Genomic DNA, 24,079 nt, shown 5'->3' with positions numbered 1-24,079 from the left:
AGAAGTGAAACATCGTTGCGCCAATGGTAGTGTGGATTCGTCCATGTGAGAGTAGGTCATCGTCAGCTCTCTATTCTAAAGTAAAAGCCCCCTTCGCGTTAGCGTAGGGGGCTTTTCTTTGGCTGCAAAAAAGTGCCAGTATGATATTATTTATCATTATTCTTACCTTTAGGGAACTATTATGGGCGTTTCACTTTACTATACAGCTGAGCGTATGACACTTTTAACTGAGCAGGAGCAAGAGGATATTACGCTTATAGTTGATAAGTATAATGACACCTTTGAGTATGCAGAAGAGGCGGAGTCTTTTGATCTTTATGCCTATGATGATAGTGAGTCAGAGGTCATATTAGCAGGCGCTACAAAAATGCCATCTAGCATGGATGTAGAGGTTTTGATGTATAGCATTAATCATTGGCTACAATGTTTGACTGAAATCCGATTGGCAGTCGCTGATGCAGAGTGGCATGTGCATTTGGACGATAGTGACGCAGTTTGGGTAGATGATAAGTGGCAGATGGAAGGCTAGTCCATCAAAATATTGTTATGATCATCATCAACTAATAAGATAAAAAATGGCTAACGACATGAGCCAACGTTAGATATTAGTCAACTCTAGAATGGAGTCTGTTTTGTTTAAACTTTACTATTATCCAAACAATGCGAGTTTAGCGCCACATTTTTTACTTCATCATGTGAAAGCGGATTATGAGTTAGTATTGGTTGAAAGAGAGGGTAACACTCACAAATCAGCTGACTATCTGAAGCTAAATCCTGCTGGGCGTATTCCAACGCTGGTTGATGACGAGCAGCCAATTTTTGAAAGCCCCGCCATTTGTATTCATATTTGTGAATCGTATCCAGAGTATGAGTTGATACCAGCAATTGGTGACCCTAAACGACCATTGTTTTTTCAGTGGCTCGCATTCTTAAACAACACATTACAAGCGGAACTGATAGTTCGTTATTATCCACATCGCCACACCAATGACGAGAGCAATATACCCAATATTATATCTGCTCAAGATGATCGTATTGGAGAGGCATTGTCTATCATAGACAATCAGCTTGATTCTAATGATTTCTTGCTTGGTGAAAAACTATCGGCATGTGACTATTTCTTATTTATGTTGGCGGAGTGGTCATTGGTATTAGAGAAATCACCGATGGACTATACTAACTTGGCAGTGTATCTAAAGCGATTAAGCGAAAACCCTAGTATAAAAGCAGTATGTAAATTTGAAGAGGTAGATCTGACTCCATTTAAAATAATGATAATCTAAATAGCCATATGCCAATGATTGGCATCTATAAGAGCATGCTATCAAAGTGGAGCAATATTGGTAAACCATGGAATCTAAGTGCCCAGAACATTAATGATATTTTGAGCATTTAACTTGTAAACTCTCAGAGTAAAATATTTAGTTAATTCAAGAATAGATTGTCTTTCTCTTTTATTTGTAATTATGAACAATTATTTTTTCTGTTTAAATTAAGACCAAATCCTACCAAAGAGTAATGTAGATGCTAGATAAAAAATTGACCATACTATTAATTTTTCTCACGTTGATATTTTTGGCTATCGGAATAACGACTGTAGATAGCATCGGCTACGGAAGTATGATTAACTCTTTGAGTGTAGGCTTTGTAGTCAGTTCGATTTTTTATTTTCTTGTAGTATACATGCCTGAATATAAACGTAGAAAAATGTTGCATGAATCACTTAAGAGTCAGTACTTGCAGTTCAAAATATCATGTATTAATACCTTTTTAATAATTAGCAATTCTCAAGAACATTCTGATAAAGAAGAACTTCTTAACCTAACTGAATTTCGACGTTATTTTAAAAAAGAAAATAAAAATGGAGAAAATCGTTGGGGTGCTGTAGCGAACTCTCTTCAGGACAGTGAATACTATCTTAGAGAGGTTATATACTATCTTCAAATGTTAAATGAAGAAATAAGGTATACGCGTAACTCTATAAACTTGAACGATCCCGAAGTATTTGAATTTCTTAATAGGCTTTCGCAGCTTATTGCGAGAATGGAGTCAACAGAAAGAGAGTATGATGATATAAAGTCGCTTTGTGGATTTCTTTGGTCTATTTTCACAGGGTGGGACTGGGCTAAAGGTTATAGTGAATCAGATATAATAAAAGATATTATAGGACGTGCTAAGTAAAATATATTAAAACAATTCACCCATCTCAATTTCTTCCTCAAAATCAAATCCCAACTGCTCACCTTTGCGTTGCCTCATCTGTTCGATGCGCAGCTTACGTCCAGAGACTAGTCGTAGCACCTCGCGACGCTGTTCAGTCGTCATGTCATGCCATAATTGACGTTCAGGTCGACTTCGTAGGCAACCAAAGCAATAGCCTTTTTTATTGCTTTGACAAATACCAATACATGGGTTGGCAATCTCTAACAGCTCAAACTGTTGGTTCATGGCTCCTCCATAATGACTGCTGTCATTTCCTTGACCTGCATAAAATTACGATGACAATATTATTATGTCGCAAATACTGACCAATAGTGTGCCACTTTATTATTATTATTTTTGTGCAACGGCTGCTATGCTTAGCTTTGATCGCCTATATAAGATAATCATAACAAAATTAATAAGTGAGATGATACGTGAACATTATTTATATTCATGGACTAGACAGTGATGCCAATTCTACTAAAGGATTACTGTTAGAAACATATTGTCAGCAGTATCACCCTGATATCAGCGTATATCGCCCTGATCTAAATAGCGCTCCGGAGCAAGTGTTTGAGCAGCTAGTCAAGTTGGTCACTCAATTAAATAGAGATGCTGAAACGGTATTGATAGGTAGCTCGTTAGGGGGCTACTTTTCTACCCTAGTGAGCAATCATACAGGCTGTGCGGCTTTACTGTTAAATCCCAGTACGCAGCCGCATATCACGTTGCAACGCTTTGCTAGTGAATCGTCTTCAACAGCTAGTGGGGAAGATAAAGCGTTAAACAATGAGATTCTACATACAACAGCGGGTGGTTGGGATATTACTCATGCAGATTTGCAATGGTTTGCAGCGCATCCTTTAGGATCAATTAATTACCCTGATAAAATGGCGGTCTTTATTAAAGAGGGTGATGAGCTTTTGAATCCGTACTTATCAAGAGATTTTTATAGAGGGCTTGATGCACGGGTGACTTTGCAAGAAGGTGGAGATCATAGGTTTAGTGATTTCGATGTGCAGCTGCCTATCGTCATTGATACGCTACAACGTTTGCTACAGCCTTAAATAGACGACATTATATGACGTGAGCGACTGAGTATTGACGTTACCGTCGCTATTTTTCGTTATAATGGTTTAATAGAATTAAACGCACATGAATAGTTAAGGATGCATTTGTGAGTCAATATAATGCGCAGTCGTTAGAAGTTTTAGAAGGACTTGAGCCAGTACGTCGTCGCCCTGGCATGTATACCGATACCACGCGCCCAAACCATTTGGCGCAAGAAGTCATTGATAACTCGGTTGATGAGGCATTGGCAGGTTATGCCAAAACCATCAAAGTACAGTTATATGCAGATGGGTCATTATCTGTCGAAGATGATGGCCGCGGTATGCCAACAGATATTCATCCTGAATTTAATCAGTCAGGCATTGAGATTATCCTGACCCGTTTGCATGCAGGTGGTAAGTTTTCGACCTCTAATTATGAGGTGTCGGGTGGTCTGCATGGCGTGGGTATCTCTGTCGTCAATGCGCTATCAACACGCGTTGACGTAACCGTATGGCGTGATAGTACACAGTTTGACATGGCGTTTGAAAATGGGGCACCAGTCACGCCGTTAACTGAAGCGGTCAGTTCAAATAAACGCAAACGCGGTACAAAAGTGCATTTTTGGGCAGATGGTAGCTTTTTTGATACGCCTAAGTTCAATGTCAAACAGCTCAAGCACACCTTAAAAGCGAAAGCCGTGTTAGCCGCAGGATTGACGATCGAATTTACCGATGATATCAATGATGAAAAGGTGATATGGCAGTTCACTGATGGTGTGGTTGAATATCTAAGCGAGCAATTAGATGGTCTTGAGACCTTGCCTGAAGCGCCGTTCTATTATAACTATGAGGCCAAAAGCGGCGAGCGAGCGGGTATTACGTTTGCACTGTCTTGGTTACCTGATGGCGGTACACCCATTCAAGAAAGTTACGTGAATCTAATTCCGACGGCTCAGGGTGGTACGCACGTCAATGGCCTCCGAACGGGCATCTTAGAAGCGTTGCGTGAGTTTTGTGATATTCATAATTTACTACCGCGTAGTGTAAAACTAACAGCAGAAGACGTGTGGGACGGGGTGAATTATATCCTGTCACTCAAGTTTTCTGAACCGCAGTTTTCTGGACAAACCAAGGAGCGTTTGTCTAGTCGCGAAGCTGCTGGAGCCGTACAGACTTTGGCAAAAGATGCTTTTAGTCTATGGCTAAATCAACATGCTGATATGGGCACGCAAATCGCAGAGCTAGCGATTAACAAAGCAGGACGTCGTCTAAAATCAGCCAAGAAAGTCGCGCGTAAAAAAATCACGCAAGGGCCAGCATTGCCGGGTAAATTGGCAGACTGTCGTGGGGATTTGCGTGATGGTGCAGAGCTGTTCCTAGTAGAGGGTGATTCTGCTGGCGGTAGTGCCAAGCAAGCACGTGATCGTCATTATCAGGCGATATTGCCTCTACGTGGTAAGATTCTCAATACATGGGAGGTGTCATCAGATACGGTACTGTCAAGCCAAGAGATTCATGATATCGCTATCGCTATCGGTGTCGATCCTGCTTCTGATGATTTGTCTGAGCTGCGCTATGATAAAGTCTGTATCTTAGCGGATGCGGATTCTGATGGTTTGCATATTGCGACGCTGATCTGTGCATTGTTTGTGAAGCATTTTCCTGCATTGGTCGATGCCGGTCATTTATTTGTCGCCATGCCACCATTGTACCGAGTTGATGTCGGTAAAGAGGTGCATTATGCGCTAGATGAGCCTGAGCTTGCACATATCTTAGCCAATGTGCCGGGCAATAAGAAAGCGCAAATCACCCGATTTAAAGGATTGGGTGAGATGAGTGCGGAGCAGTTACGTGAGACCACCATGAGCCGTGATACGCGTCGATTGGTACAGCTAGATATGGATGATATGGTATTGACCAACAGCGTAATGGATATGTTATTGGCTAAAAAACGTGCGGCCGATCGTAAGTCGTGGCTTGAGAGCAAAGGCGATTTGGCTGATATTTCATAAATACTATTCCATCAATAGTATTGCTTGAGCGATACTTTTTAAGGAACATATATGAATGGTTAGCGACAACTATCATTACTTATATTTATAGTTAAGTGATTGAAACCATAATAAAAGCACGCAAAATTCAGCCTAGCCACACAGGCTTAATGGTATTATGTCAGTACCTTTCATTATATTGTATTGTCATGATTCCAAAGCTTTTTAATCGTTCTAAGTCTGATGTGTCTAAAGCTGCTCGCTCAAAAGTGCTGCCAAATCTCAGCAGAAAACAGCTGGGCGACAATGTCCCTAGACGTGGCAACAAATTCTCGCCTATTATTGGCTCATGGATATTAAAAACAGCAGGATGGCGTACGGTTGGTGAGATTCCCAATATCTCACAAGCTGTGGTGTTGGCGCTGCCACATACCTCCAATATCGATGGCGTTTATGCAATTCCTAGCCTATTTGCGCTGGATTTAAAAATCAGTATCATGGCAAAGCACACGTTGTTTAAATTACCAGTATTGTCGCAGCTGTTGTATTGGATGGGAGTTATCCCAATCAATCGCACTGATAAAGGCTCGGTATTGCAGGCCAGTATTGATAAATTCAAAACGGGTCAGCCTTTATTTTTAGGATTAGCACCAGAAGGTACACGGCAATATACTGAAAGCTGGAAGACGGGCTTTTATTATTTAGCAGTCGGTGCTGGCGTGCCTATTTTGCCAGTTGCGATGGACTATAACACCAAAGAAATTCGCTTTATGCCACTGGTCTACCCAAGCGGTGATATCGAGGCAGACTTACCAAAAATCTATGCTCAATATCGCGGTGTGATACCACGCTATCCTGAGCGCTTGTCGCAGCCGCTACAAGATATTAATAATGCCGCTGAATAAATTGATGACAGAGTTATTGGTAATAAGGTTAGTAAATGTTGCCAATCAAGACAGTAGCACTAAATTTATATAGTTTGGTTATGGCAATAAAAAAGCCCCTAATATTAAATTATTAGGGGCTTTTTCTAACGATAAGACTTCTATATCTGTCGCCTTAAAAATCAGAAAATACTAAAACTGTGGTTGCCCGTTAGAGGCACTGACTCCGCCATCGACAGGCAAATTCACACCAGTAATCATATACGCGTCATCGCTTGCTAAGAAGGTAATCGCGGCAGCAATATCTTCTGGTGTCGCCAGTCGCCCAAGTGGACAACGGCTTAAAAACTTATCTCTCTTAGCATCATCATCTTGAATGGTAGTGGTCATATTGGTTTTTGTGACACTTGGATTCACGGCATTGACTCGCACACCATCAGCGCCATGATCTAGTGCCAGAGTACGTGTCAAATTAGTAACACCTGCTTTGGCGGCATTATAGGCAGCCATGTTCCAGTCACCGCCCATCCCTGAGAGTGATGAGACGTTGACGATATTACCTTTGGTTGCAATTAGGTGTGGCATGGCGGCTTGGCAGACATAAAAAGTACCGCTTAAATTGACGTCAAGCGCTGACTGCCAGTCTTCAGCAGAGAGGTCTGTGATTTTACCTTGCGTTGCTTTACCGGCATTATTGACCAAAATATCAATGTGTTCAAATTTTTCTATGACGCGTTTCATCATCTCCTGAACTTGGCTTTGTACGCTAATATCACAGGTGATAATGAAGTAGTTATCCGTGTGAATCCAAGTACGATCTTGTGGAAACTCTTTTGCTGTCTCCTCTAGTGTCTCAGCAGTGCGGCCGACCAAAACCACACTAGCACCTTCCTCTGCAAATCGAATGGCAGTGGCGCGGCCAATACCAGAGCCTGCACCCGTTACAATGACTGTTTTTTCTTTAAAACGCTTCATAATATTCAATCCTTGTTATTATATAATGATTTTGAAAAATGTGATAAATACGGATAGTTCGAGACATGCAGTCACGTGCACCTATTAACTTATAAATTGGCGCACAGGCAATACCGATTTGATATCATCATAACAAGTGATCGCTTTGAAAGCGACTGTCTCTGATAGTGCTTATGTAGCATAATTTTGCATCACTAACGTATTTGTAAAGCTCGATAATCATCTTGATACTATCATGAGCTGTCATTTGCGATATATACCCTACGACAATAAGAGGTTGGAACTTGTGTCCCATTCGATTACTACAACGCCCGACTGGGGCTATCTTACTACTGAGCTTAGCTGTTACTTACAATCAGATGTGATAGCAGTGACCTTGGCGGGTATGCAGACACTCGAGTATGAATACAATGCTCAGTATATCGCTCGTCAATATCAATATGAGTTACCACTTGGTACGTTACAGTTGTTGGAGCTGACACTATATTTGCCATTTGATACGGCGTCAGCTGACATCAATGCTGTCCGTATGATTGCGGTAAAGTCAGCACTTGCGTGGTATAAAGCGTCGCTGTCTCAGAACAAAGACAGTCATTCAGTAAGCTATGATGCTTTGGTTTTTGATATTCAGCTCGTAGGAGGCGGCAATAATGTTGCTCACGATAATAATGAGGTCAAAACACCCAATGTCCCGCAGCGACTGAACCATTACTTCGGTGCTCGTTACTTCCTAGAGGACTTAGTTGTAGACATCAATGAGAGCATGCAGCAGCTACAAGTATTTAGCTGGCAAGATTGGCACTCTATCGCGGCAGCAGTACAAACCCCTTGTGAGTTATGGCGTTTTTTAGCCTACCATTTAGAGCAGCTAAAGCAGTCGGCTACCAGCTATATACCAAGTTTTGAGTCAGAAGAGATGCTAGTCACGCAGTTTCTTCAAAGCCCTGACCTGTTTACCTCTGCTATCGAAGTAGACAATGCGTTGATCAAAAATGAAGCGCAGGATGAACCTAATTCAGCACTGATTGCCATGGCACTTGCTTATAAGAATCAAAGTAAAACAGCGCAGATGTATCATCGGCATATGGAGCAGGCAGCAACGCTATGGTCTCAGTTAAGTATGCAAATGATAGAGAGTTATGGTGAAAAGCAAAAAGCCAGTAATGAAGACCAGCTAGACATACCACTTTCTCGCTGGCAGCAGCAGTTATTAGATGAGTCTTTGTTTTCGCGTCATGAACTGGTTCGGACGCTGTATCGATATCCCAAACAGAACGAGGTGCTGCGAAATAAGGGCTACGTGGTACATCAGCACTCTTATGAAAGCCTGGGTCGGCATTATGTGATGATATTCTATGGTCAAGACTCAGCTGCTCAGCATAGTAAAGGCGCTATTCAGCCAAATCTGGCTAAAATCGCACAGGATGTGGCGACTCGGCTACCAATTATTGAGCTGCATCATGTGGTTGTACTTGGCATAGATTTCGTTACTGAGGGGACAGAATCCTTTATGGATATTGACCTGTGGATTCAGTCGGTAGACACCATGACGCAAAGAGAGCGACAGCTGACAAAGAAACTTCAGCAGTTAAAACAGACAAGCGCTCAAACGCCAGACCAGTCATCTAATCAAAAACTTGAAGCCCAGCGCCAAACCGAGAAACTGCCTCAAGTGCGCTTGAATCTGTCTATACCTGCTAAAAAAGATAATTGATAATCGATAGCTCTTTCAGTAGATAGGATATGACATCGAACATTAGAAAAGGGCATTACTATTACTTACGCACACAAAAAAAGACAGCCTAGGCTGTCTTTTTTATTGAGAAGAATAAGAGAGTGCTAAGACTTATTTATTGATATCGTCATTCAGACCGCTACCAGGCAATACGTCATCACTATTGTAGATGTCATTGGTATCGACACGAGGGGTATCGATGATATCTGTACGTAGCTCAGTCGTTGAAGTGCCAGTCGCAGCAGGCGTGTTTTCACGAACTGAATCGGCTACTTTTTCTTGAGTTGATGAGCTTGGCTGTAGCGCAGATTTCGCTTTTGCTTCAGTACGCTCATGATCCATCTTGTCCTGCATTTTACGTAGGAAGCGTGCAGCTGCTTCTTGACCACCAAGACCAAATGATAGAGCAAAGGCAACAGCTACTGCACCCAAAGTTAAGCCAAACGCTAGGTTAACGATAGAGTCTGCAATGCCCATGGCTTTTAGACCCATGGCTAATACTAAGCCCATGATCAATACGCGTACGATGTTTGCTAGGAACTGTGAACCTTGCTCAGAGCGCTCAACCACACCAGCGATGATGTTGGCAAGCCAGAAGCCGATGAACAGGATAATCGCACCTAGGATGATATTGGCACCAAATGCAATAAACATGGTGATAATCGCTGAGATAGGCTCGAAACCTAATAAGTCAGCAGCTGCAATAGCGGCAAATAGCATCGCAAAGAAGATGATCGCATGACCGACCAAATCAGATACTTTTTGAGTACCCATCGTGTCTTGCAGGCCAACTTTGGCTGGTAACTGATTAATTTGGGTGTTTTCGATCAGACCTTTGATGATGTTGGCAACCATACGTACCACATAAAAAGTCACTACCAAGATAGCCACTGCCATAAAGATATTTGGCAATGCTTCCATGATTTTGTTCAGCATATTGGTCGCAGGACGAGCAATAACTTCGACTTTTAGAGCATTCAACGCAGCAATGATGGTTGGAATAATAACCACTAAAAATGCGAGTGAACCTGCGATGTTAGGTAAGCTATTTTTTTCACTCAAGCCTGCTTTTGAGGCAAGCTCTTGAACATTAAAAGTAGAAACAAGGTTGGTCACGATGCCGCGAACCACTTTAGCAATGATATAACCGACGACGAATACGACGGCAGCGATCAAGATGTTTGGAATAAAGCTAAAGATTTTGTCGACCATATTGGTCAATGGCGCGAACAAACCATCAAGCTCTAGCTGACCAAGTACCATGGTCAAAACAACCAATAAGATGAACCAGTAAACCATATCAGCGATCGTGCTGCTCATAGGTTTTACGCCAGCCTGCGCACTTAAACGCTCATCCATAGAGGTTTTGGCTAAGGCTGCATTGATGGCAGTACGCACAACAGTAGCCACGACCCAACCAATCACACCAAGTGCGATAGCGCCGATAAGGTTAGGGATGAACGCCAATACTTGATTAATCATATTTGCAAATGGTGCTGAGATAGAGTTTAAATTTAATTGGCTAAGCGCGCCTGAAATAGCAATGATGAAGATAAACCAAAAAACGATCTTAGAGATAATACCCTCAAGATCGTAATTTTTACCAGTTGAAGAGTTCATGCGTTGATTCAGATTGACTTTAGACAGGACACCGCGTACCAATGCTGCGATACCCAGTGCGACTAGCCAACCAATGATAAATATCAAAATAGCACCAATGATAGAACCGATAGGCCCACCAAGATAACCGTTAAAAGACGTATACATTGGGTTCATCTTATCCTCCTTGAACATCATACAAAAGTCGCTAAAAATACCATAAGTACAGATAAAATTAGACAAAACAAATATATAGATGATTATTATAAATAGTATTCTTAAATTATGTTACATAAAGATATTATATTTTTAAATAGCGTTTGTCATCCAAAGCATCGGTATACTTTCTATTTTTTGAATATAGATTCGCGGTGATACTTATCTGTGCCTTACATGAGGTGTCTATTCCCTATATGACACCAATAAGAGACAATGGTTGATTATTTAACGCCCTAACTGATACAGCTTAGCTGATGTCACAGTATATTTAAAGATAGAAAGCTTAACCTGCCACTATATTTGTGTGATAACTTGTTATTATGACAGGTAATATTAACATAGACTGTACATTGGCCTGATAATTTCAGCTAAAACGTAGTTACCAAAACTAAGATTTGTTATTATAGAAGAATGTGACATCTCGCCACTATTCTTACAATTAGAGAGTACTTTATGAAAAAAATCACTACTTTAAGCGTTAGCGCTCTTGCGAGTGCTATGTTGTTAATGACAGGCTGTAGCACCAATAACGGCAGTCAAGAAGCGGCGGCTCAAAGCGTTTCTATCACTGAACAGAGCCCAGCAAGTGAAAAAGTAGGTTATAGCTTAGGGTTTATGATGGCAGAAGGTAATAAAGAAGCTGTCAAAGATCTTGACTTGAACACTTTTGAAAAAGGCTTCCGTGATGGTTACGAAGGCAAGGATTCAGCTTTGACTCAAGAGCAGATGCAAGAAGTATTGACGGCGTATCAAAAAGAGCAAGAAGAGCAGTTTGTAAAAGACATGGAAAAGAAAACCACAGAGAATAAAGCAGCTGGTACCGCATTCTTAGCAGAAAATGCTAAAAAAGAAGGCGTTAAAACGACTGCTTCTGGTCTACAGTACAAGGTCGTCACAGCAGGTACGGGTAAATCTCCAAAAGCAACTGACGTGGTTGAAGTAAACTACGAAGGTAAATTGATCGACGGTACGGTATTTGACAGCTCTTATGAGCGCGGTGAGCCAATCGAGTTCCCATTAAACCAAGTCATCGCTGGCTGGACGGAAGGTCTACAGTTGATGAAAGAGGGCGGCAAATACGAGTTCTATATCCCATCAGACATCGCTTATGGCGAAGCGGGTAATGCCGGTATCGAGCCAAACAGCACGCTTATCTTTACTGTTGAGCTGTTAAAAGTAAAATAAGACACGATTGGTATCCATAAATTAGGATGCTGATCAAAATAAAAAGCCCTCTGATATCAGAGGGCTTTTTTATGACTAAATATTTTAATAATTTAGACTAATATGAGCATCAGTCACTGCATATTTGCTACAGGTTTTTTTGGAAGACTTTAGAGTTGCGACCGTTATGATACTGCTCTTGACGTGACTCAGGCAGGGCGCTAGCGTCAACCTCAGCAAAGCCTTGCTCAACAAACCAATGTGCGGTACGCGTGGTCAATACAAACAGCTTATAAAGTCCATGACTGCGTGCTTGTTGCTCTAAGAACGCGAGCAAATCAGCGCCGCGACTGCCACTACGATACTCAGGACGTACGGCAACACAGGCGACTTCTGCTGACTCTGAATCTAGGGTATGTAGTGCAGCACAGCCCAGAATCATACCATCGCGTTCGATGACACTGTAATTATCAATCTCTTGCTCCAAGCGTTCGCGTGAACGACTGACCAATATGCCTTGCTCCTCTAGAGGCGATAGCAGCTCAATAAGCCCAACCACATCATCGATATTGGCACGGCGAATCTCTTCGTAAGGGTCATGACTGATGAGCGTACCAGAGCCGTCACGCGTGAACAGTTCTTCTAGCAACGCACCGTTTTTGGCGTATGAGATGATATGCGTGCGATGGACGCCTTGACGGCAAGCCAAACTTGCACAGTTTAAGAAATAGTTAATCTCGCAATTTAAGTCGCGGTCACGCAAGAAGCGATCAACCTCATTTGGAATCATCTCACGTAACAGACGATCATCATCATTGATGCCAGCCTCTTCACCCAAGAATATTAGCTTATCAGCACCCAAGGCGACGGCGGCATTTAGCGCAACATCTTCCGCTAATAAATTAAACACCTCGCCAGTTGCAGAATAGCCCATAGAGCCCAATACCACGATATGGTCATGAATCAAGTTATTTTTAATGGCTTCAACATCGATAGAGCGAACTTCACCCGTCATCTGATAATCAATACCCTCACGAATACCATAAGGACGAGCCGTGACAAAGTTACCTGAGATGGCATCGATACGTGAACCATACATTGGTGAGTTGGCAAGCCCCATCGACAGCTGTGCTTCAATTTGCAGACGAATGGCACCCACTGCTTGTAATATAGAAGGCATCGCTGCTCGCGGCGTGATACGAATGTCTTGATGCAGCGGAGAGTCAATACCCGCGTCTTTTAGGTTTTTTTCGATTTGCGGTCGGGCACCATGCACCAGTACCAGCTTGATACCCAAACTGTGTAGCAAGGCAAAATCATGAATCAGCGTACTGAAATTGGGATGATTGACCGCTTCACCGCCAAACATGATCACGAAAGTTTTGCCTCGATGCGTGTTAATGTATGGGGCAGAGTTACGGAACCAATGGACATATTCAGGGTTAATCTGGGGCATGGAGCTAGTAGTCATAATGGGAGCAGTAGTCGTTAGAATAAGAAAAAGGGCGCAGCAAAAAAATGCCTAACGCTAAAGATTTACCATAGCAAAAAACGCGGTTATGAGCTATCTTTTATTTCAGCTGTGTTTGGCGTTTTGTCACGTTGATTAATGATATACAGAACCTCAACACGGGGTTAATGTACGTACAAATGCTTTTTGCTATGCTAAATGCTATTGCTTTACAGACATTGAACGAAGATAATCAATAACAACAATCAATCTGACCCAACGAGCTGATTGAATATGCCAATTAACAGCAAGTAGCGATAGGCCAGTAGGTTGCTTATGTATTGTCTGTTATAAAGATTTAAAGCCATGCAATTAACGCGACATAAAATGGCTATGCTTGAATAACTATGTTGTACCTATACAGCCGTATCTTTTTATTATCAAACCAGTCATTGCAACAAATCAAGCTTTATCATCTGCGCTTTACCGATATACCAACCAGGGATTATGAAAATTATGAAAAAAAGTAACCAATTTGCTAGCCCGTTTAGTGCTTGGAGCGGCCATCGCTTATTTCACGTTGTCGCCGGTACGCTCATCGGTGCGATGGTTGTCACGCAAGCGTCAGCGATGCTGCCAACACCAGAGCAAGCAGTTGATAGTTCAATGGCAGTTCAGGCAAACACCACCAACAGTAATACCTCAAGCGCACAAGCCGTGAACAGTAAAATCACGGCATCGTTAGTCAGTGTCGATGCAAATGGTCAAGAAATTTTAGTCCCTGTTAATACCAATACTCGTCTGCAATCAGGCAATGTATTAGAGTATCAAGGCTATTTCACTAATACCAATGCAGACCGAGTACGTAAGATGACTGTCACCATGAGTATCCCAGATCAGGTTGAGCTGCTCAATACCGTTTCACCTGAGTTTCCGTATGGCAGTATCGATGGCAATAACTTTACTCGCATGCCACTGCGCACCAAAGTTGATAACCAATTACAAGATGTCGCGCTTAAGTACTATAAAGCGGTGCGTTGGGATCTCGAAGGGGTTGGCTTGAATGACACCGTTGCTGTCAAATATCGCGCGCGCGTCAAATAACACAATTGAATATTGATCCTGTGAGCTTGACGGAATAGTATTTATTCATGATTTGCTACACGATAAGGAGCACCTCAGTTTATGACTGTGGTGCTTTTTTGTGGCTGTCATTATGTTTATCTAATATTTGCATCTAATGCGTTGCAATGTGAGGTATTTCTCGCTGCATGTGCCTAAAGCGTGGCGTATTTTTGCTTAGATTTTTCTTGAATGAGCTGTTTGATGGCATTAATTTGTGGTGTGGTGGCTTGCGTACCAGCCTTTATGAGGGTACTACGCTGACTGCTATCTATTGCGCTAATATGACCAACATCGGGGTTAATAATAATATCAGCGCGATCGCGTTCAAGGCGCATGGATGACGAGCGACTGCCACTCGCGGTTGTCGCCATGATATTGGTTTCTAACAACCCCCAAAAGTCACTCAAAGCGCTTATAGTCGAGAGTTTATTAATGGGGCTAAGGTTACTACTAGTGCCATTGGTACGACTCTGAGCGGCAGTCACATCAACCGCAATGACAATATCAGCACCCAAATCGCGTGCGCTATCAACAGGCACTAAGCTAACGACACCACCATCGACATACTTTTTCCCAACCTTTTCCGGAATGCGCGGTGCGATAAAAATATTGGGCACGCTACATGATGCTTGCACAGCCAGTCCTGCATCACCCGTAGTAAAGACATATTTTTTTAAGCTGTGTTTTTCTGCGGCGACAGCAGCAAACGCAATCGGGAAGTCTTCTATCGCTTGTTTGCCAACTTTGTTATTGATAAAGTTTTTGAGTTTAATGCCCTCAATAAAACCTTGGTTAGACAAGGTAAAGTCAGTCAGTTGGCTATCTGTGGTCGTCAGTGCCAACCGCTCCAGTTCTGCTGGCGTGTAGCCACTGGCATACAAGCTGCCAATTAAGCTGCCGACACTGGTGCCAACCACTAAGGTTGGTTTGATGCCATTCGCTTCTAATGCCTTAATCACGCCAACATGAGCAAACCCTTTAGCACCGCCGCCGCCCAATACCAGTGCTACGCGCAGCGGTTCGACTTGAGTGTCTGAATCTGATGTCGATGCGCCAGTGGTAGGGGTTAATGTGCTACAAGCATTGATGTAAAATCCGAGCACGCTCAGCAGACTGATACGCAGTAATCTTGAGCGACGAAGGGGTAGTCGATACACAGCAGCAGCGAACATAAAAGCACCTTATAAAATAGTCATAATGTAGAGACAGCAAAATCATTATTGGTACGAGAGACATGCGTGGTTTGTCTTTAGGGTTTTTACAGCGGTATCATTGATTAAGATTTGTTGATAAAAGGCTTATTAAACAGCGTAGTATAAGCCACTATATTGTCCGCTATAATAAAGTGCGTCAGTATTTTAGAGCAAAGTACTCGTTGATGCTGATCGCCATTATGTGCGATATTGTCTATGCGCAATATTACCAAAACAATCGACAGGATGTATGGCTGAGTCAATATAAAAGAGAGTCGAGCCAGTCGAGTGTGGATTTTTCAATCATGCTGCAAATAAGGTCAATGTTGTCGCTATTTTATAGTGGACAGACCCCATACCAATTAAATAATTTTGTTAGGATCATTGATGCCAGTACCATTGCCCCCTTCTTCAACCAGTTCAGCTGCGCATTTGCGTCCTGATTTGCCACCGTCGGCATTAGATATGCAAGTGACCGCGTTGGCAGGTGTGGGTGCAAAAGTAGCAGAGCAATTGGCGCAACTGAATATCAAACGGATATTTGATTTGTTGCTACATTTGCCCCGTGATTATGAGGATCGCAGCCGTCTGGTCTCTATCGCAGAGGCGGAGCATGGGCAGTCGGCTTTGATTACCGGTCGGGTCGTCCATGTCGATATCAAGCGCAGCGGCATGACTGTGACGATCGATGATGATACTGGGACGATATCCTTGCGGTTTTTTAAGGTCTATCGCGGACTGGCCCAAACTATGAATTTGGGTACGCATTTACAGCTGTTCGGTGAAGTAAAAGTCAGTCGTTATGGCAAACAGATGCATCATCCTGAATATCAAATCATCACTGATACTGTAGTCACGACTGATACTGGGCTACAGCCCATCTATCCAAGTGTCAAAGGTTTACATCAGAATAAGCTACGGACTTTGATTAAACTGGCCTTACAGACGGTTCGTAGTCAGGGGCTACCGATGACGCTGTTTACGGCGCAAGACTTTGCGGTGGTAAATGATCTGCCATTAGTGCCTTTTGAGCCTACCAAACCTGTGATAGTGGAGCCTGACCATTCAGAAGATATCTTTTCGACACTGGCGCGTAGCATACCTGATCATCAGATAAGTAATGGCGTGTACAAACCCAGCCCTTCTACTTACAACGCAAGTAATGATACTCATCATGGTGCCCCCAGTACCGCCCATAGCAATGTCTACAGCTTGTCGATATTTGAAGCCTTAGTGTTGCTGCATACACCGCCTACTTATACCAATGCAAGTCAGCAACATAAATTGTTGACCCAGTTAAGCGCGCGTACTCACGCTGCCTGCCAGCGTTTGATTATAGAAGAGTTGACGGCACATCAGCTGAGTCTGCTATATCGACGTCAGCAATTACATCAGTATAAAGCCCCTAAATGTACGACTCAGAGCCCTCTGACCGATCAGCTACTGGCTGCGTTGCCATTTGATTTGACGGGTGCTCAAAAAAGAGTGATGCGTGACATTACTGCTGATATGGCGACTTCCATTCCCATGCTACGACTGGTACAAGGAGATGTGGGCGCTGGCAAAACGTTGGTTGCCGCCGGTGCTGCGGGCTATGCGTTGGATAGTGGCTGGCAAGTGGCAGTGATGGCACCGACTGAGATTTTGGCCGAGCAGCATTTATTGAACTTTAAACAATGGTTTGAGCCCTTAGGCATCGGTGTTGGCTGGCTCGCTGGTAAACAAACGGCCAAACAGCGCCGTGAAGCATTAGAGGCGGTGAGCGAAAATACGGTACAAATCGTCGTCGGTACCCATGCATTGTTTCAAGAGACAGTGCAATTTGCCAAATTGGGCTTAGTTATCATTGATGAGCAACATCGATTTGGCGTTGAGCAGCGCATGGCATTGACCAATAAAGGCGTGGCCAATAGTACCCCGCATCAGCTGATCATGACGGCGACTCCCATTCCGCGCACGCTGGCGATGAGTGTCTATGGTGATATGGATACGTCCATCATTGATGAGCTGCCGCCCGGACGCACGCCCATTACAACGGTGACCATCGATCGTAACCGCCGTGATGAGGTGATAGAGCGCATTGCGATTAATTGCGAGGCAGGCAGGCAGGCTTACTGGGTATGTTCACTGGTCGAAGCGTCTAGTGTATTAGATGCGCAGGCCGCTGAAGCCACCTATGAAGACCTCAATGAGCGTCTAGATATTCGTATCGGACTGGTACACGGCAAGATGAAATCTGCTGATAAGCAAGCCATCATGCAGGCGTTTAAGGCAGGCGATTTGGATTTACTTATTGCGACCACGGTCATCGAGGTTGGTGTCGATGTACCCAACGCCTCCTTGATGGTTATCGAAAATGCAGAGCGCTTGGGCCTGTCACAATTGCATCAACTGCGCGGGCGCGTCGGGCGCGGATCTACCAAAAGTTACTGTGTATTGCTGTACCAAAAGCCATTGTCAGAGACTGGTACTGAACGCCTAAATGTCTTGCGCGATAGCACTGATGGCTTTGTCATTGCTCAAAAAGATTTGGAGCTACGCGGGCCGGGAGAGCTGTTGGGTAAACGCCAAACCGGTAACGTTGGCTATTATTTGGCAGATCTGATCCGAGACGAGCAACTGTTTGCCATTGCTCAACGTTTAGCTAAGCATTTGATTGCAGATCCTGCGCGAAAAGCGGATGTCAGCCAGATGATACACCGCTGGATGCCTGAGGCAAGCCGTTATACTAATGCCTAAACGTATCATTGCCTAAAAGTGTCACTGCCTAGAAGCAGCCACACCTAAACAAAAGATGCCTAAAAGTAGTGATGCTTAAAAGCAATCATACCCAAAAATATGATTAAACAAAGATTGACTGGGCAGATAGGCATCATAATTGACGTCTAAGTCCAATGAGCTACAATGTGATTGAGTGCCATCAATATAAATCGTTGATATCTTATTGTTCTCACTTGTATTTTCAGCTCTTGCTTACCGCTTTTCACCAGTACGCTTATTTATAGAGACCGATTATGAGTGATCTTTCAGACCCCAACAATAAGTCAGATTTAGCCAGTCATGAGGAGACGTTAGCGAATAGCCAACTGCCGCCTTATCGTCAAGCAGAGGTCACTGATAAACCAACTGCCAAGATACCATTATGGCTATGGCCAGTATTGGCGGCTGTGTTATTTGCAGGCGTATTGTTGGGTAGATACTGGAATACTAGCGATGTGACCACAGATGACTCATCAGCCTCTAACGCTGTGGCAAGTGGCGAGGTGACGGACGACAATGCGAGCACTGAGCAAGCGGTACTCTCGGTAGAAACCGTCAGTCCAAGCCAAGATGACGTTGGCAATACGCTAAGTGCTGATGGCACAATCAGTGCCAAAGACACTGCGAATGTCAGTGCAAAAGTCAATGGCGTTGCGATAGAGCGCATATTGGTCGAAGAGGGGGATCGTGTCAAAGCGGGTCAAGTATTGGCCGTATTTGATACGGACGCGGTGGAGCAGCAAGTGTTGCAAGCGCAAGCAGATGTTGCAGAAGCTGAAGCCACGCTAGCGAACGCCAGTGCTGATGCCGCCCGTGTATTGCCATTGATAAGTATTGATGCCATCAGCAAACAAGAAGCGGATCGTTACCGCACCTCTGAGGTGCGAGCAAGAGCATCATTGCAGGCATCCAAAGCCCGCCTAAACAATCAACGTTTGACCTTGGAAAATGCAACCGTTGTCGCCCCTGTAAGCGGTATCATCAGTGAAAAAATGGTGGAAGTTGGGCAAGTAACAGGCGGTGAGCCACTGTTTACGATTATCAAAGACGGTGTCCTAGAGTGGCGGGCCGATATCGACCCGAAGCTGATTGGAGACATCAATATTGGCACTTCTGTGAAAGTTAGCCTGACAGGTGGTGACTCGGTGATGGGTCAGGTGCGCCGTATTGCACCGACCGCTGACAACAATCGCCAAATCACTATCTATGCAAGCTTAGCTGCCAACCCAAAAGTACGGGCCGGTATGTATCAAACGGGTGAGTTCCTATTAGGCAATACCAGCACCCAAATGATACCCAATAGCGCGATTGTCAGTAATGATGGCTATGACTATGTGATGCTGGTTACGCAAACAAGCGCTGCTCGCCAAGCGCAACAGACAGGCCGCATCAAGCAGCAACGTGTTACCTTAGGCGCACGTGTGGGCGATAGCGTAGCAGTGGTAGAGGCCTTACCTAATGACAGCCAAATCGTCAAACAAGGCGGTAGCTTTTTGAATGATGGAGATCTGGTGCGTATCGTTAATGGCGCAGGCCAAACGAGTACAGCAGCGCAGGCACAACCATGAGCCTAAACGTCTCGTCTTATTCGATTAAAAATCCGCTCGTGGCTATCTTATTGTTTGTGCTCCTGACATTGGGCGGCATCTACGGCTTTATGAAAATGAAGGTGCAGCAGTTTCCAGATATTGATCTGCCTGCTGTGGTGGTCACCGTGACACTACCAGGGGCTGCCCCCTCACAGCTCGAAAATGACATCGCCAAAAAAATTGAAAACAAGATCACCAGTATCGAAGGCGTCAGTCATATTCGCACCACCCTACAGACAGGTGCGGCAACGATAGCCACTGAATTTACATTAGAAAAAGACATTCAAGAAGCCGTCGACGATGTACGCTCGGCGGTTGGTGAAGTGCAAGGTGACCTGCCTGCTGCTGCCAATGATCCGATTATTACCAAGGTCTCTACAGCTGGGTTCCCAGTCGTGACTTACTCTGTCGCTGCCAAAAACATGAGCGTAGAAGACTTATCATGGTTTGTGGATGATACCGTTACCAAGCGTCTCTCTGACATACCTGGCGTCAGTACGGTGAGCCGTGTCGGCGGGCTACAACGTGAGATTACTGTTGCTGCTGATCCTATTTCTCTGAGTGGCTTGCAGTTTTCCATTTCGCAATTGTCGCAACAAATTGCTGGCATTCAGCAAGACAGCTCTGGCGGTGAGGCAGAAGTCGGGGACACCACCCAAACCATTCGTGTATTAGGTGCGGTTGAGCGTGCAAATGAGCTGAACAATCTACAAGTCGCTGTACCTGCAGGTGGTACGCAAGCGCTTGGGCGTATGGCAACCATCACCGATGGCCCAGCCGACCCCAACTCTATCGCCAAGCTCAATGATCAAACCGTGGTGGCGTTTAACATCACTCGCTCACGTGGTGCCAGTGAAGTTGAAGTGATGGAGCTGGTGGATCTAGAGCTTGCTAAGCTGACGGCAGACATCGGCAATATCAGTATCGAAAAAGTCTACGATCGGGCAACCCCTATCGCAGAAGACTATCAAGCCTCGCTACGAATGCTCATCGAAGGTGGACTGCTCGCGGTGGTGGTGGTGTTTCTCTTTTTACGTAATATTCGCGCGACCATCGTGGCGGCAGTGGCGTTGCCATTGTCCGTTATCCCAACCTTTTTGGGCATGTATCTGTTCGATTTTAGTTTAAATATTATCTCGCTGTTGGCGCTGTCATTAGTAATTGGCGTGCTGGTAGATGATGCGATTGTAGAAGTCGAAAACATCATACGTCATTTACGCATGGGTAAGACGCCTTATGAGGCGGCGATGGAAGCCGCCGATGAGATTGGCTTAGCCGTGGTTGCCACAACCTTTACTCTAATTGCGGTGTTTTTGCCGACGGCCTTTATGGGCGGGATTGTGGGACAGTTTTTCCGTCAATTTGGTTGGACAGCTGCACTGTCAATTTTTGCCTCACTGATGGTAGCGCGGTTAATTACGCCCATGATGGCGGCATACATACTGCGCCCAGAAAAAAAGCACGTCGAAAAACAGAGCGCGCTCATGACGCGTTACCTGCAAATAGTGACTTGGACACTGCGTCATCGTTGGCTGACGATGGGTGCGACAGTGGTACTGTTTGTAGCCTCTTTAGGGCTTATTAAATTATTGCCCACGGCATTTATCCCTGACAACGATATTGATCAAACACGTGTGTCCATTGAGCTGACGCCTGATGTGGCGCTCGCGGATACGGAGCGAGTGGCGGCGCTTGCCAGTGCGCGCATCTTGGCGATGCCTGAGGTGACCAATATTTTTTCTTCCGTGGGAGAGGCGCAGGCGTCGATGGGTGCGTCAGATGGTGGCGGTGGTAAAGCAGAAAATATCGCTGGGTTGGATATTGTGCTTGCACCGCGTGCAGAACGCGGCACCAAAAAAGAGATAGAACGCAAAATCAGCCAATTGATGACCGAAGTACCGGGTGCCCGCTTTACGGTTGGACTGTCGAGTGGCGGCGAGAGTGGTTATAATTTTTCTTTGACCAGTACCAATCCAGAGCTGCTTGAGCAGACTGCTCAAAAAATCATGACCGAGATTCGCGGTTTGCCAAGTGCAGGCGCGGTAACTAGTGATCGCAGCTTGCCGCGCCAAGAGCTGACAGTGACACCCGACAGATTGGCGATGGCGGATAAAGGCGTGACCACTGAGGGCATCGCTACTACGCTACGTGTCGCAACTGTGGGCGACTATGAACAGCGCCTGTCTAAGCTCAATTTAGACACGCGTCAGATTCCTATCGTGGTGCGTCTGCCAGATATTGCCAAACAGAACGTCAGTCAGCTAGAAGGACTGTATGTGCCAAGCACCATGCCAGCAGGGCAAGGGGTGCGTGTGGGTGAAGTGGCTGACTTGAGCTTTGGCACAGGGCCTGCCCAGATTAGTAGACTGGATCGGGAGCGTGCGATTAGTATCACGGTACAACCTGCCAATGGCGAGCTTGGTGACTTGGTGCAAGCGGTCAAAGCGGTGTCGAGCATGCAGCAATTGCCTGCTTCGATTACTATTATCGATCAAGGTCAAGCCGAAAACATGGCGGATCTCTTTAGTGGTTTTATCATTGCGATGTCGGTGGGCGTGGTCTGTATTTTGGGTGTACTGATTTTGCTATTTGGTCGTTTGCTGCAGCCGTTTACTATTTTGATGGCGTTGCCGCTATCGATCGGCGGTGCGTTTGTTGGTTTGGTCATTACCAATAGCAGTCTTTCGATGCCTTCTATGATTGGTTTTATTATGCTTATGGGGATTGCCACCAAGAACTCTATTTTGTTGGTCGATTATGCGCTCATTGCGCAGCGTCGCGGGCTGGCACGTTTTGAAGCGATAGTTGATGCTTGCCATAAGCGCGCGCGGCCTATTATGATGACCACCATTGCGATGGGTGCAGGTATGTTGCCACTGGTATTTGGTTGGGGTGATGCTGATCCTACCTTTAGACGACCGATGGCTGCTGCTGTTTTGGGTGGTCTGGTGACATCTACGCTACTGAGTCTGGTGGTGATACCTGTAGTGTATACATTGATGGATGATTTGTCAGGATGGTTTGCTAAGTGGCTTGTGCCAAGTGGTAAAGAGAAAGCAGTGACAGATAGTAAAATATAATTGAGTGTTTCTATCTAATCGCCAACCTAGCATTAACAGTCGCAACCGAATCAAAAATAGACAAGCCCATACTTATTGCTTAAGTATGGGCTTGTCGTCATTATATGAGTGCATAGTCATAAAGGATGTGATTAACCATTTACCACCGCCAAGGAGTGCCTTCATGAATCAACTATCTCTCTCGACAGTCATACTGTTCTCTCAAAATACTATAATGGCTTTATGCATCAGCCTATTGGGTATCGCCAGTAGTCAGGCAGTAACTTACGATATCGACCCCACCCATACCAATGTACGCTTTGCTATTGACCATTTTAATACCTCGACCAACACGGGCGGCTTTTATAACGTAACGGGACAGCTAGATTATGACCCAGCAGCTAAGACCGGCGATATCTCGCTCGTCATTCCTCTAAACAGCTTAAATACAGGTGACACCGCATTTGATATCGCTCTCAAAAGCGCAGATTTTTTTGATGTAGATCAGTTTCCATTGGCTCAATTTAAATCCACCAAATGGCATTTCTTGACTGAAGGGGATAAGACGAGTGTCAGTAAGGTCGATGGTATGTTGACACTGCATGGCAAAACCAATCCGATTACATTGACCGCCACCAAGTTCAACTGCTATCTAAATCCAATATTGAAAAAACCAGTCTGCGGTGGTGATTTTACAACGACTATTGATCGCACCAAATGGGGTATCAGCAAATATACGCTATTGGGTATCACCGAAAAAGTCCAACTGAACATTCAGATAGAAGCCGCAAAGCGTTAGTGCTATGCATTTTCTAAAGACTTACGAATGTTCAAGCAAGCATCGTCTCAGCAATGCTAGTTGACAGATTTGGATAAAATAGGTCTGACAGTAGTGTTGGTGATTCGTCGCTTTTTGGGTATCACGCTCGGTATTATGATAGTCTTAGCGCGTTCAAGTCGAACGGTCTACTTGTGAGTATTATTATCCTATTTTAGCCTCTAGACGCTCAGCCATTTAGGTTGGTTTGATAGGTTTTGATACTCAGTAAAGACCCTGAAACACTAAAAAAATAAGGAAGTAA

19 protein-coding genes are annotated in these 24,079 nt (G+C 44.4%); 14 read left to right on the top strand and 5 right to left on the bottom strand.

All coding sequences use genetic code 11. The features are described 5' to 3' along the window. Positions 1-181 precede the first annotated feature (181 nt). From IP485_RS10835 to IP485_RS10820, 4 genes are all read left to right on the top strand, one after another. Positions 182-529 carry a hypothetical protein gene (locus IP485_RS10835; RefSeq protein WP_198327233.1) on the top strand — a complete coding sequence of 116 codons (348 nt, stop codon included), beginning with the start codon at positions 182-184 and terminating at the stop codon, positions 527-529. Between the two features lie 103 nt (positions 530-632). Further along, positions 633-1,283, top strand: coding sequence for a glutathione S-transferase family protein (locus tag IP485_RS10830; protein WP_198327232.1), 651 nt, complete (start codon positions 633-635; stop codon positions 1,281-1,283). Positions 1,284-1,291: 8 nt separating this feature from the next. Next, positions 1,292-1,396, top strand: a complete 105-nt coding sequence (locus tag IP485_RS13990; RefSeq protein WP_198327231.1) for a hypothetical protein — start codon at positions 1,292-1,294, stop codon at positions 1,394-1,396. 128 nt (positions 1,397-1,524) lie between these two features. Further along, positions 1,525-2,181 carry a hypothetical protein gene (locus IP485_RS10820; protein WP_198327230.1) on the top strand — a complete coding sequence of 219 codons (657 nt, stop codon included), beginning with the start codon at positions 1,525-1,527 and terminating at the stop codon, positions 2,179-2,181. A gap of 6 nt (positions 2,182-2,187) precedes the next feature. On the opposite strand, the gene IP485_RS10815 is transcribed toward IP485_RS10820, so the two are convergent. Next, entirely contained in the window at positions 2,188-2,448 is a 261-nt protein-coding gene (locus IP485_RS10815) for a DUF1289 domain-containing protein (protein WP_198327229.1), read from the bottom strand. A 188-nt stretch (positions 2,449-2,636) separates the two neighbouring features. Between IP485_RS10815 and IP485_RS10810 the strand changes: the two genes are divergently transcribed. The 3 genes from IP485_RS10810 (at position 2,637) to IP485_RS10800 (ending at position 6,150) form a co-directional block, all read left to right on the top strand. Beyond that, a complete protein-coding gene (locus IP485_RS10810) occupies positions 2,637-3,269 on the top strand; it encodes a YqiA/YcfP family alpha/beta fold hydrolase (RefSeq protein WP_198327228.1) in 633 nt (210 codons plus the stop codon). A gap of 110 nt (positions 3,270-3,379) precedes the next feature. Further along, a complete protein-coding gene (gene parE / locus IP485_RS10805) occupies positions 3,380-5,266 on the top strand; it encodes a DNA topoisomerase IV subunit B (protein ID WP_198327227.1) in 1,887 nt (628 codons plus the stop codon). 188 nt (positions 5,267-5,454) lie between these two features. Further along, complete coding sequence (locus IP485_RS10800) at positions 5,455-6,150, top strand: lysophospholipid acyltransferase family protein (RefSeq protein ID WP_227686519.1); 696 nt, start codon at positions 5,455-5,457, stop codon at positions 6,148-6,150. Between the two features lie 171 nt (positions 6,151-6,321). Here IP485_RS10800 and IP485_RS10795 read toward each other — a convergent pair whose 3' ends face one another. Next, on the bottom strand, positions 6,322-7,104 hold the full coding sequence (locus tag IP485_RS10795) for an SDR family NAD(P)-dependent oxidoreductase (protein WP_198327226.1): 783 nt from the start codon (positions 7,102-7,104) through the stop codon (positions 6,322-6,324). Positions 7,105-7,390: 286 nt separating this feature from the next. Between IP485_RS10795 and IP485_RS10790 the strand changes: the two genes are divergently transcribed. Continuing rightward, positions 7,391-8,818 carry a hypothetical protein gene (locus IP485_RS10790; protein ID WP_198327225.1) on the top strand — a complete coding sequence of 476 codons (1,428 nt, stop codon included), beginning with the start codon at positions 7,391-7,393 and terminating at the stop codon, positions 8,816-8,818. 132 nt (positions 8,819-8,950) lie between these two features. On the opposite strand, the gene IP485_RS10785 is transcribed toward IP485_RS10790, so the two are convergent. After that, on the bottom strand, positions 8,951-10,615 hold the full coding sequence (locus IP485_RS10785; protein WP_198327224.1) for a mechanosensitive ion channel: 1,665 nt from the start codon (positions 10,613-10,615) through the stop codon (positions 8,951-8,953). 495 nt (positions 10,616-11,110) lie between these two features. On the opposite strand from IP485_RS10785, the gene IP485_RS10780 reads away from it, so the two are divergent. Then, positions 11,111-11,842, top strand: a complete 732-nt coding sequence (locus IP485_RS10780) for an FKBP-type peptidyl-prolyl cis-trans isomerase (protein ID WP_194365076.1) — start codon at positions 11,111-11,113, stop codon at positions 11,840-11,842. 127 nt (positions 11,843-11,969) lie between these two features. Here the strand turns inward: IP485_RS10780 and argA are convergent, their stop codons facing one another. After that, a complete protein-coding gene (argA, locus tag IP485_RS10775; RefSeq protein ID WP_197177490.1) occupies positions 11,970-13,292 on the bottom strand; it encodes an amino-acid N-acetyltransferase in 1,323 nt (440 codons plus the stop codon). A 495-nt stretch (positions 13,293-13,787) separates the two neighbouring features. Between argA and IP485_RS10770 the strand changes: the two genes are divergently transcribed. Beyond that, on the top strand, positions 13,788-14,375 hold the full coding sequence (locus IP485_RS10770) for a hypothetical protein (protein ID WP_198327223.1): 588 nt from the start codon (positions 13,788-13,790) through the stop codon (positions 14,373-14,375). Between the two features lie 173 nt (positions 14,376-14,548). Here the strand turns inward: IP485_RS10770 and IP485_RS10765 are convergent, their stop codons facing one another. Continuing rightward, a complete protein-coding gene (locus IP485_RS10765; protein WP_198327222.1) occupies positions 14,549-15,568 on the bottom strand; it encodes a patatin-like phospholipase family protein in 1,020 nt (339 codons plus the stop codon). A gap of 408 nt (positions 15,569-15,976) precedes the next feature. Here IP485_RS10765 and recG point away from each other — a divergent pair, with 408 nt between their 5' ends. The 4 genes from recG to IP485_RS10745 all read left to right on the top strand — a co-directional run bounded on the left by recG (position 15,977) and on the right by IP485_RS10745 (position 23,796). After that, positions 15,977-18,328, top strand: a complete 2,352-nt coding sequence (gene recG, locus IP485_RS10760) for an ATP-dependent DNA helicase RecG (protein ID WP_198327221.1) — start codon at positions 15,977-15,979, stop codon at positions 18,326-18,328. Between the two features lie 275 nt (positions 18,329-18,603). Further along, positions 18,604-19,917, top strand: a complete 1,314-nt coding sequence (locus IP485_RS10755; RefSeq protein WP_198327220.1) for an efflux RND transporter periplasmic adaptor subunit — start codon at positions 18,604-18,606, stop codon at positions 19,915-19,917. Continuing rightward, a complete protein-coding gene (locus IP485_RS10750) occupies positions 19,914-23,018 on the top strand; it encodes an efflux RND transporter permease subunit (protein ID WP_198327219.1) in 3,105 nt (1,034 codons plus the stop codon). Before IP485_RS10755 ends, IP485_RS10750 begins: the two co-directional genes overlap by 4 nt. A gap of 163 nt (positions 23,019-23,181) precedes the next feature. Beyond that, positions 23,182-23,796: a YceI family protein gene (locus tag IP485_RS10745; protein WP_320159134.1), complete on the top strand. Its 615-nt coding sequence runs from the start codon at positions 23,182-23,184 to the stop codon at positions 23,794-23,796. The last annotated feature ends 283 nt before the right edge of the window (positions 23,797-24,079 follow it).

The organism is Psychrobacter sp. NG27 (assembly GCF_016106655.1).
Taxonomy (GTDB): domain Bacteria; phylum Pseudomonadota; class Gammaproteobacteria; order Pseudomonadales; family Moraxellaceae; genus Psychrobacter.
This window is presented reverse-complemented; position numbering and strand designations above follow the sequence as displayed.

Excerpts from the sequence above, each read along its gene's own strand:
- IP485_RS10755 (WP_198327220.1), top strand. The coding sequence starts at position 18,604 with ATGAGTGATCTTTCAGACCCCAACAATAAGTCAGATTTAGCCAGTCAT.
- recG (WP_198327221.1), top strand. The coding sequence starts at position 15,977 with ATGCCAGTACCATTGCCCCCTTCTTCAACCAGTTCAGCTGCGCATTTG.
- argA (WP_197177490.1), bottom strand. The coding sequence starts at position 13,292 with ATGACTACTAGCTCCATGCCCCAGATTAACCCTGAATATGTCCATTGG.
- IP485_RS10815 (WP_198327229.1), bottom strand. The coding sequence starts at position 2,448 with ATGAACCAACAGTTTGAGCTGTTAGAGATTGCCAACCCATGTATTGGT.
- IP485_RS10780 (WP_194365076.1), top strand. The coding sequence starts at position 11,111 with ATGAAAAAAATCACTACTTTAAGCGTTAGCGCTCTTGCGAGTGCTATG.
- IP485_RS13990 (WP_198327231.1), top strand. The coding sequence starts at position 1,292 with ATGCCAATGATTGGCATCTATAAGAGCATGCTATCAAAGTGGAGCAAT.
- IP485_RS10820 (WP_198327230.1), top strand. The coding sequence starts at position 1,525 with ATGCTAGATAAAAAATTGACCATACTATTAATTTTTCTCACGTTGATA.
- IP485_RS10770 (WP_198327223.1), top strand. The coding sequence starts at position 13,788 with ATGAAAAAAAGTAACCAATTTGCTAGCCCGTTTAGTGCTTGGAGCGGC.
- IP485_RS10765 (WP_198327222.1), bottom strand. The coding sequence starts at position 15,568 with ATGTTCGCTGCTGCTGTGTATCGACTACCCCTTCGTCGCTCAAGATTA.
- IP485_RS10800 (WP_227686519.1), top strand. The coding sequence starts at position 5,455 with ATGATTCCAAAGCTTTTTAATCGTTCTAAGTCTGATGTGTCTAAAGCT.
- IP485_RS10785 (WP_198327224.1), bottom strand. The coding sequence starts at position 10,615 with ATGAACCCAATGTATACGTCTTTTAACGGTTATCTTGGTGGGCCTATC.
- IP485_RS10750 (WP_198327219.1), top strand. The coding sequence starts at position 19,914 with ATGAGCCTAAACGTCTCGTCTTATTCGATTAAAAATCCGCTCGTGGCT.
- IP485_RS10795 (WP_198327226.1), bottom strand. The coding sequence starts at position 7,104 with ATGAAGCGTTTTAAAGAAAAAACAGTCATTGTAACGGGTGCAGGCTCT.
- IP485_RS10835 (WP_198327233.1), top strand. The coding sequence starts at position 182 with ATGGGCGTTTCACTTTACTATACAGCTGAGCGTATGACACTTTTAACT.
- IP485_RS10745 (WP_320159134.1), top strand. The coding sequence starts at position 23,182 with ATGAATCAACTATCTCTCTCGACAGTCATACTGTTCTCTCAAAATACT.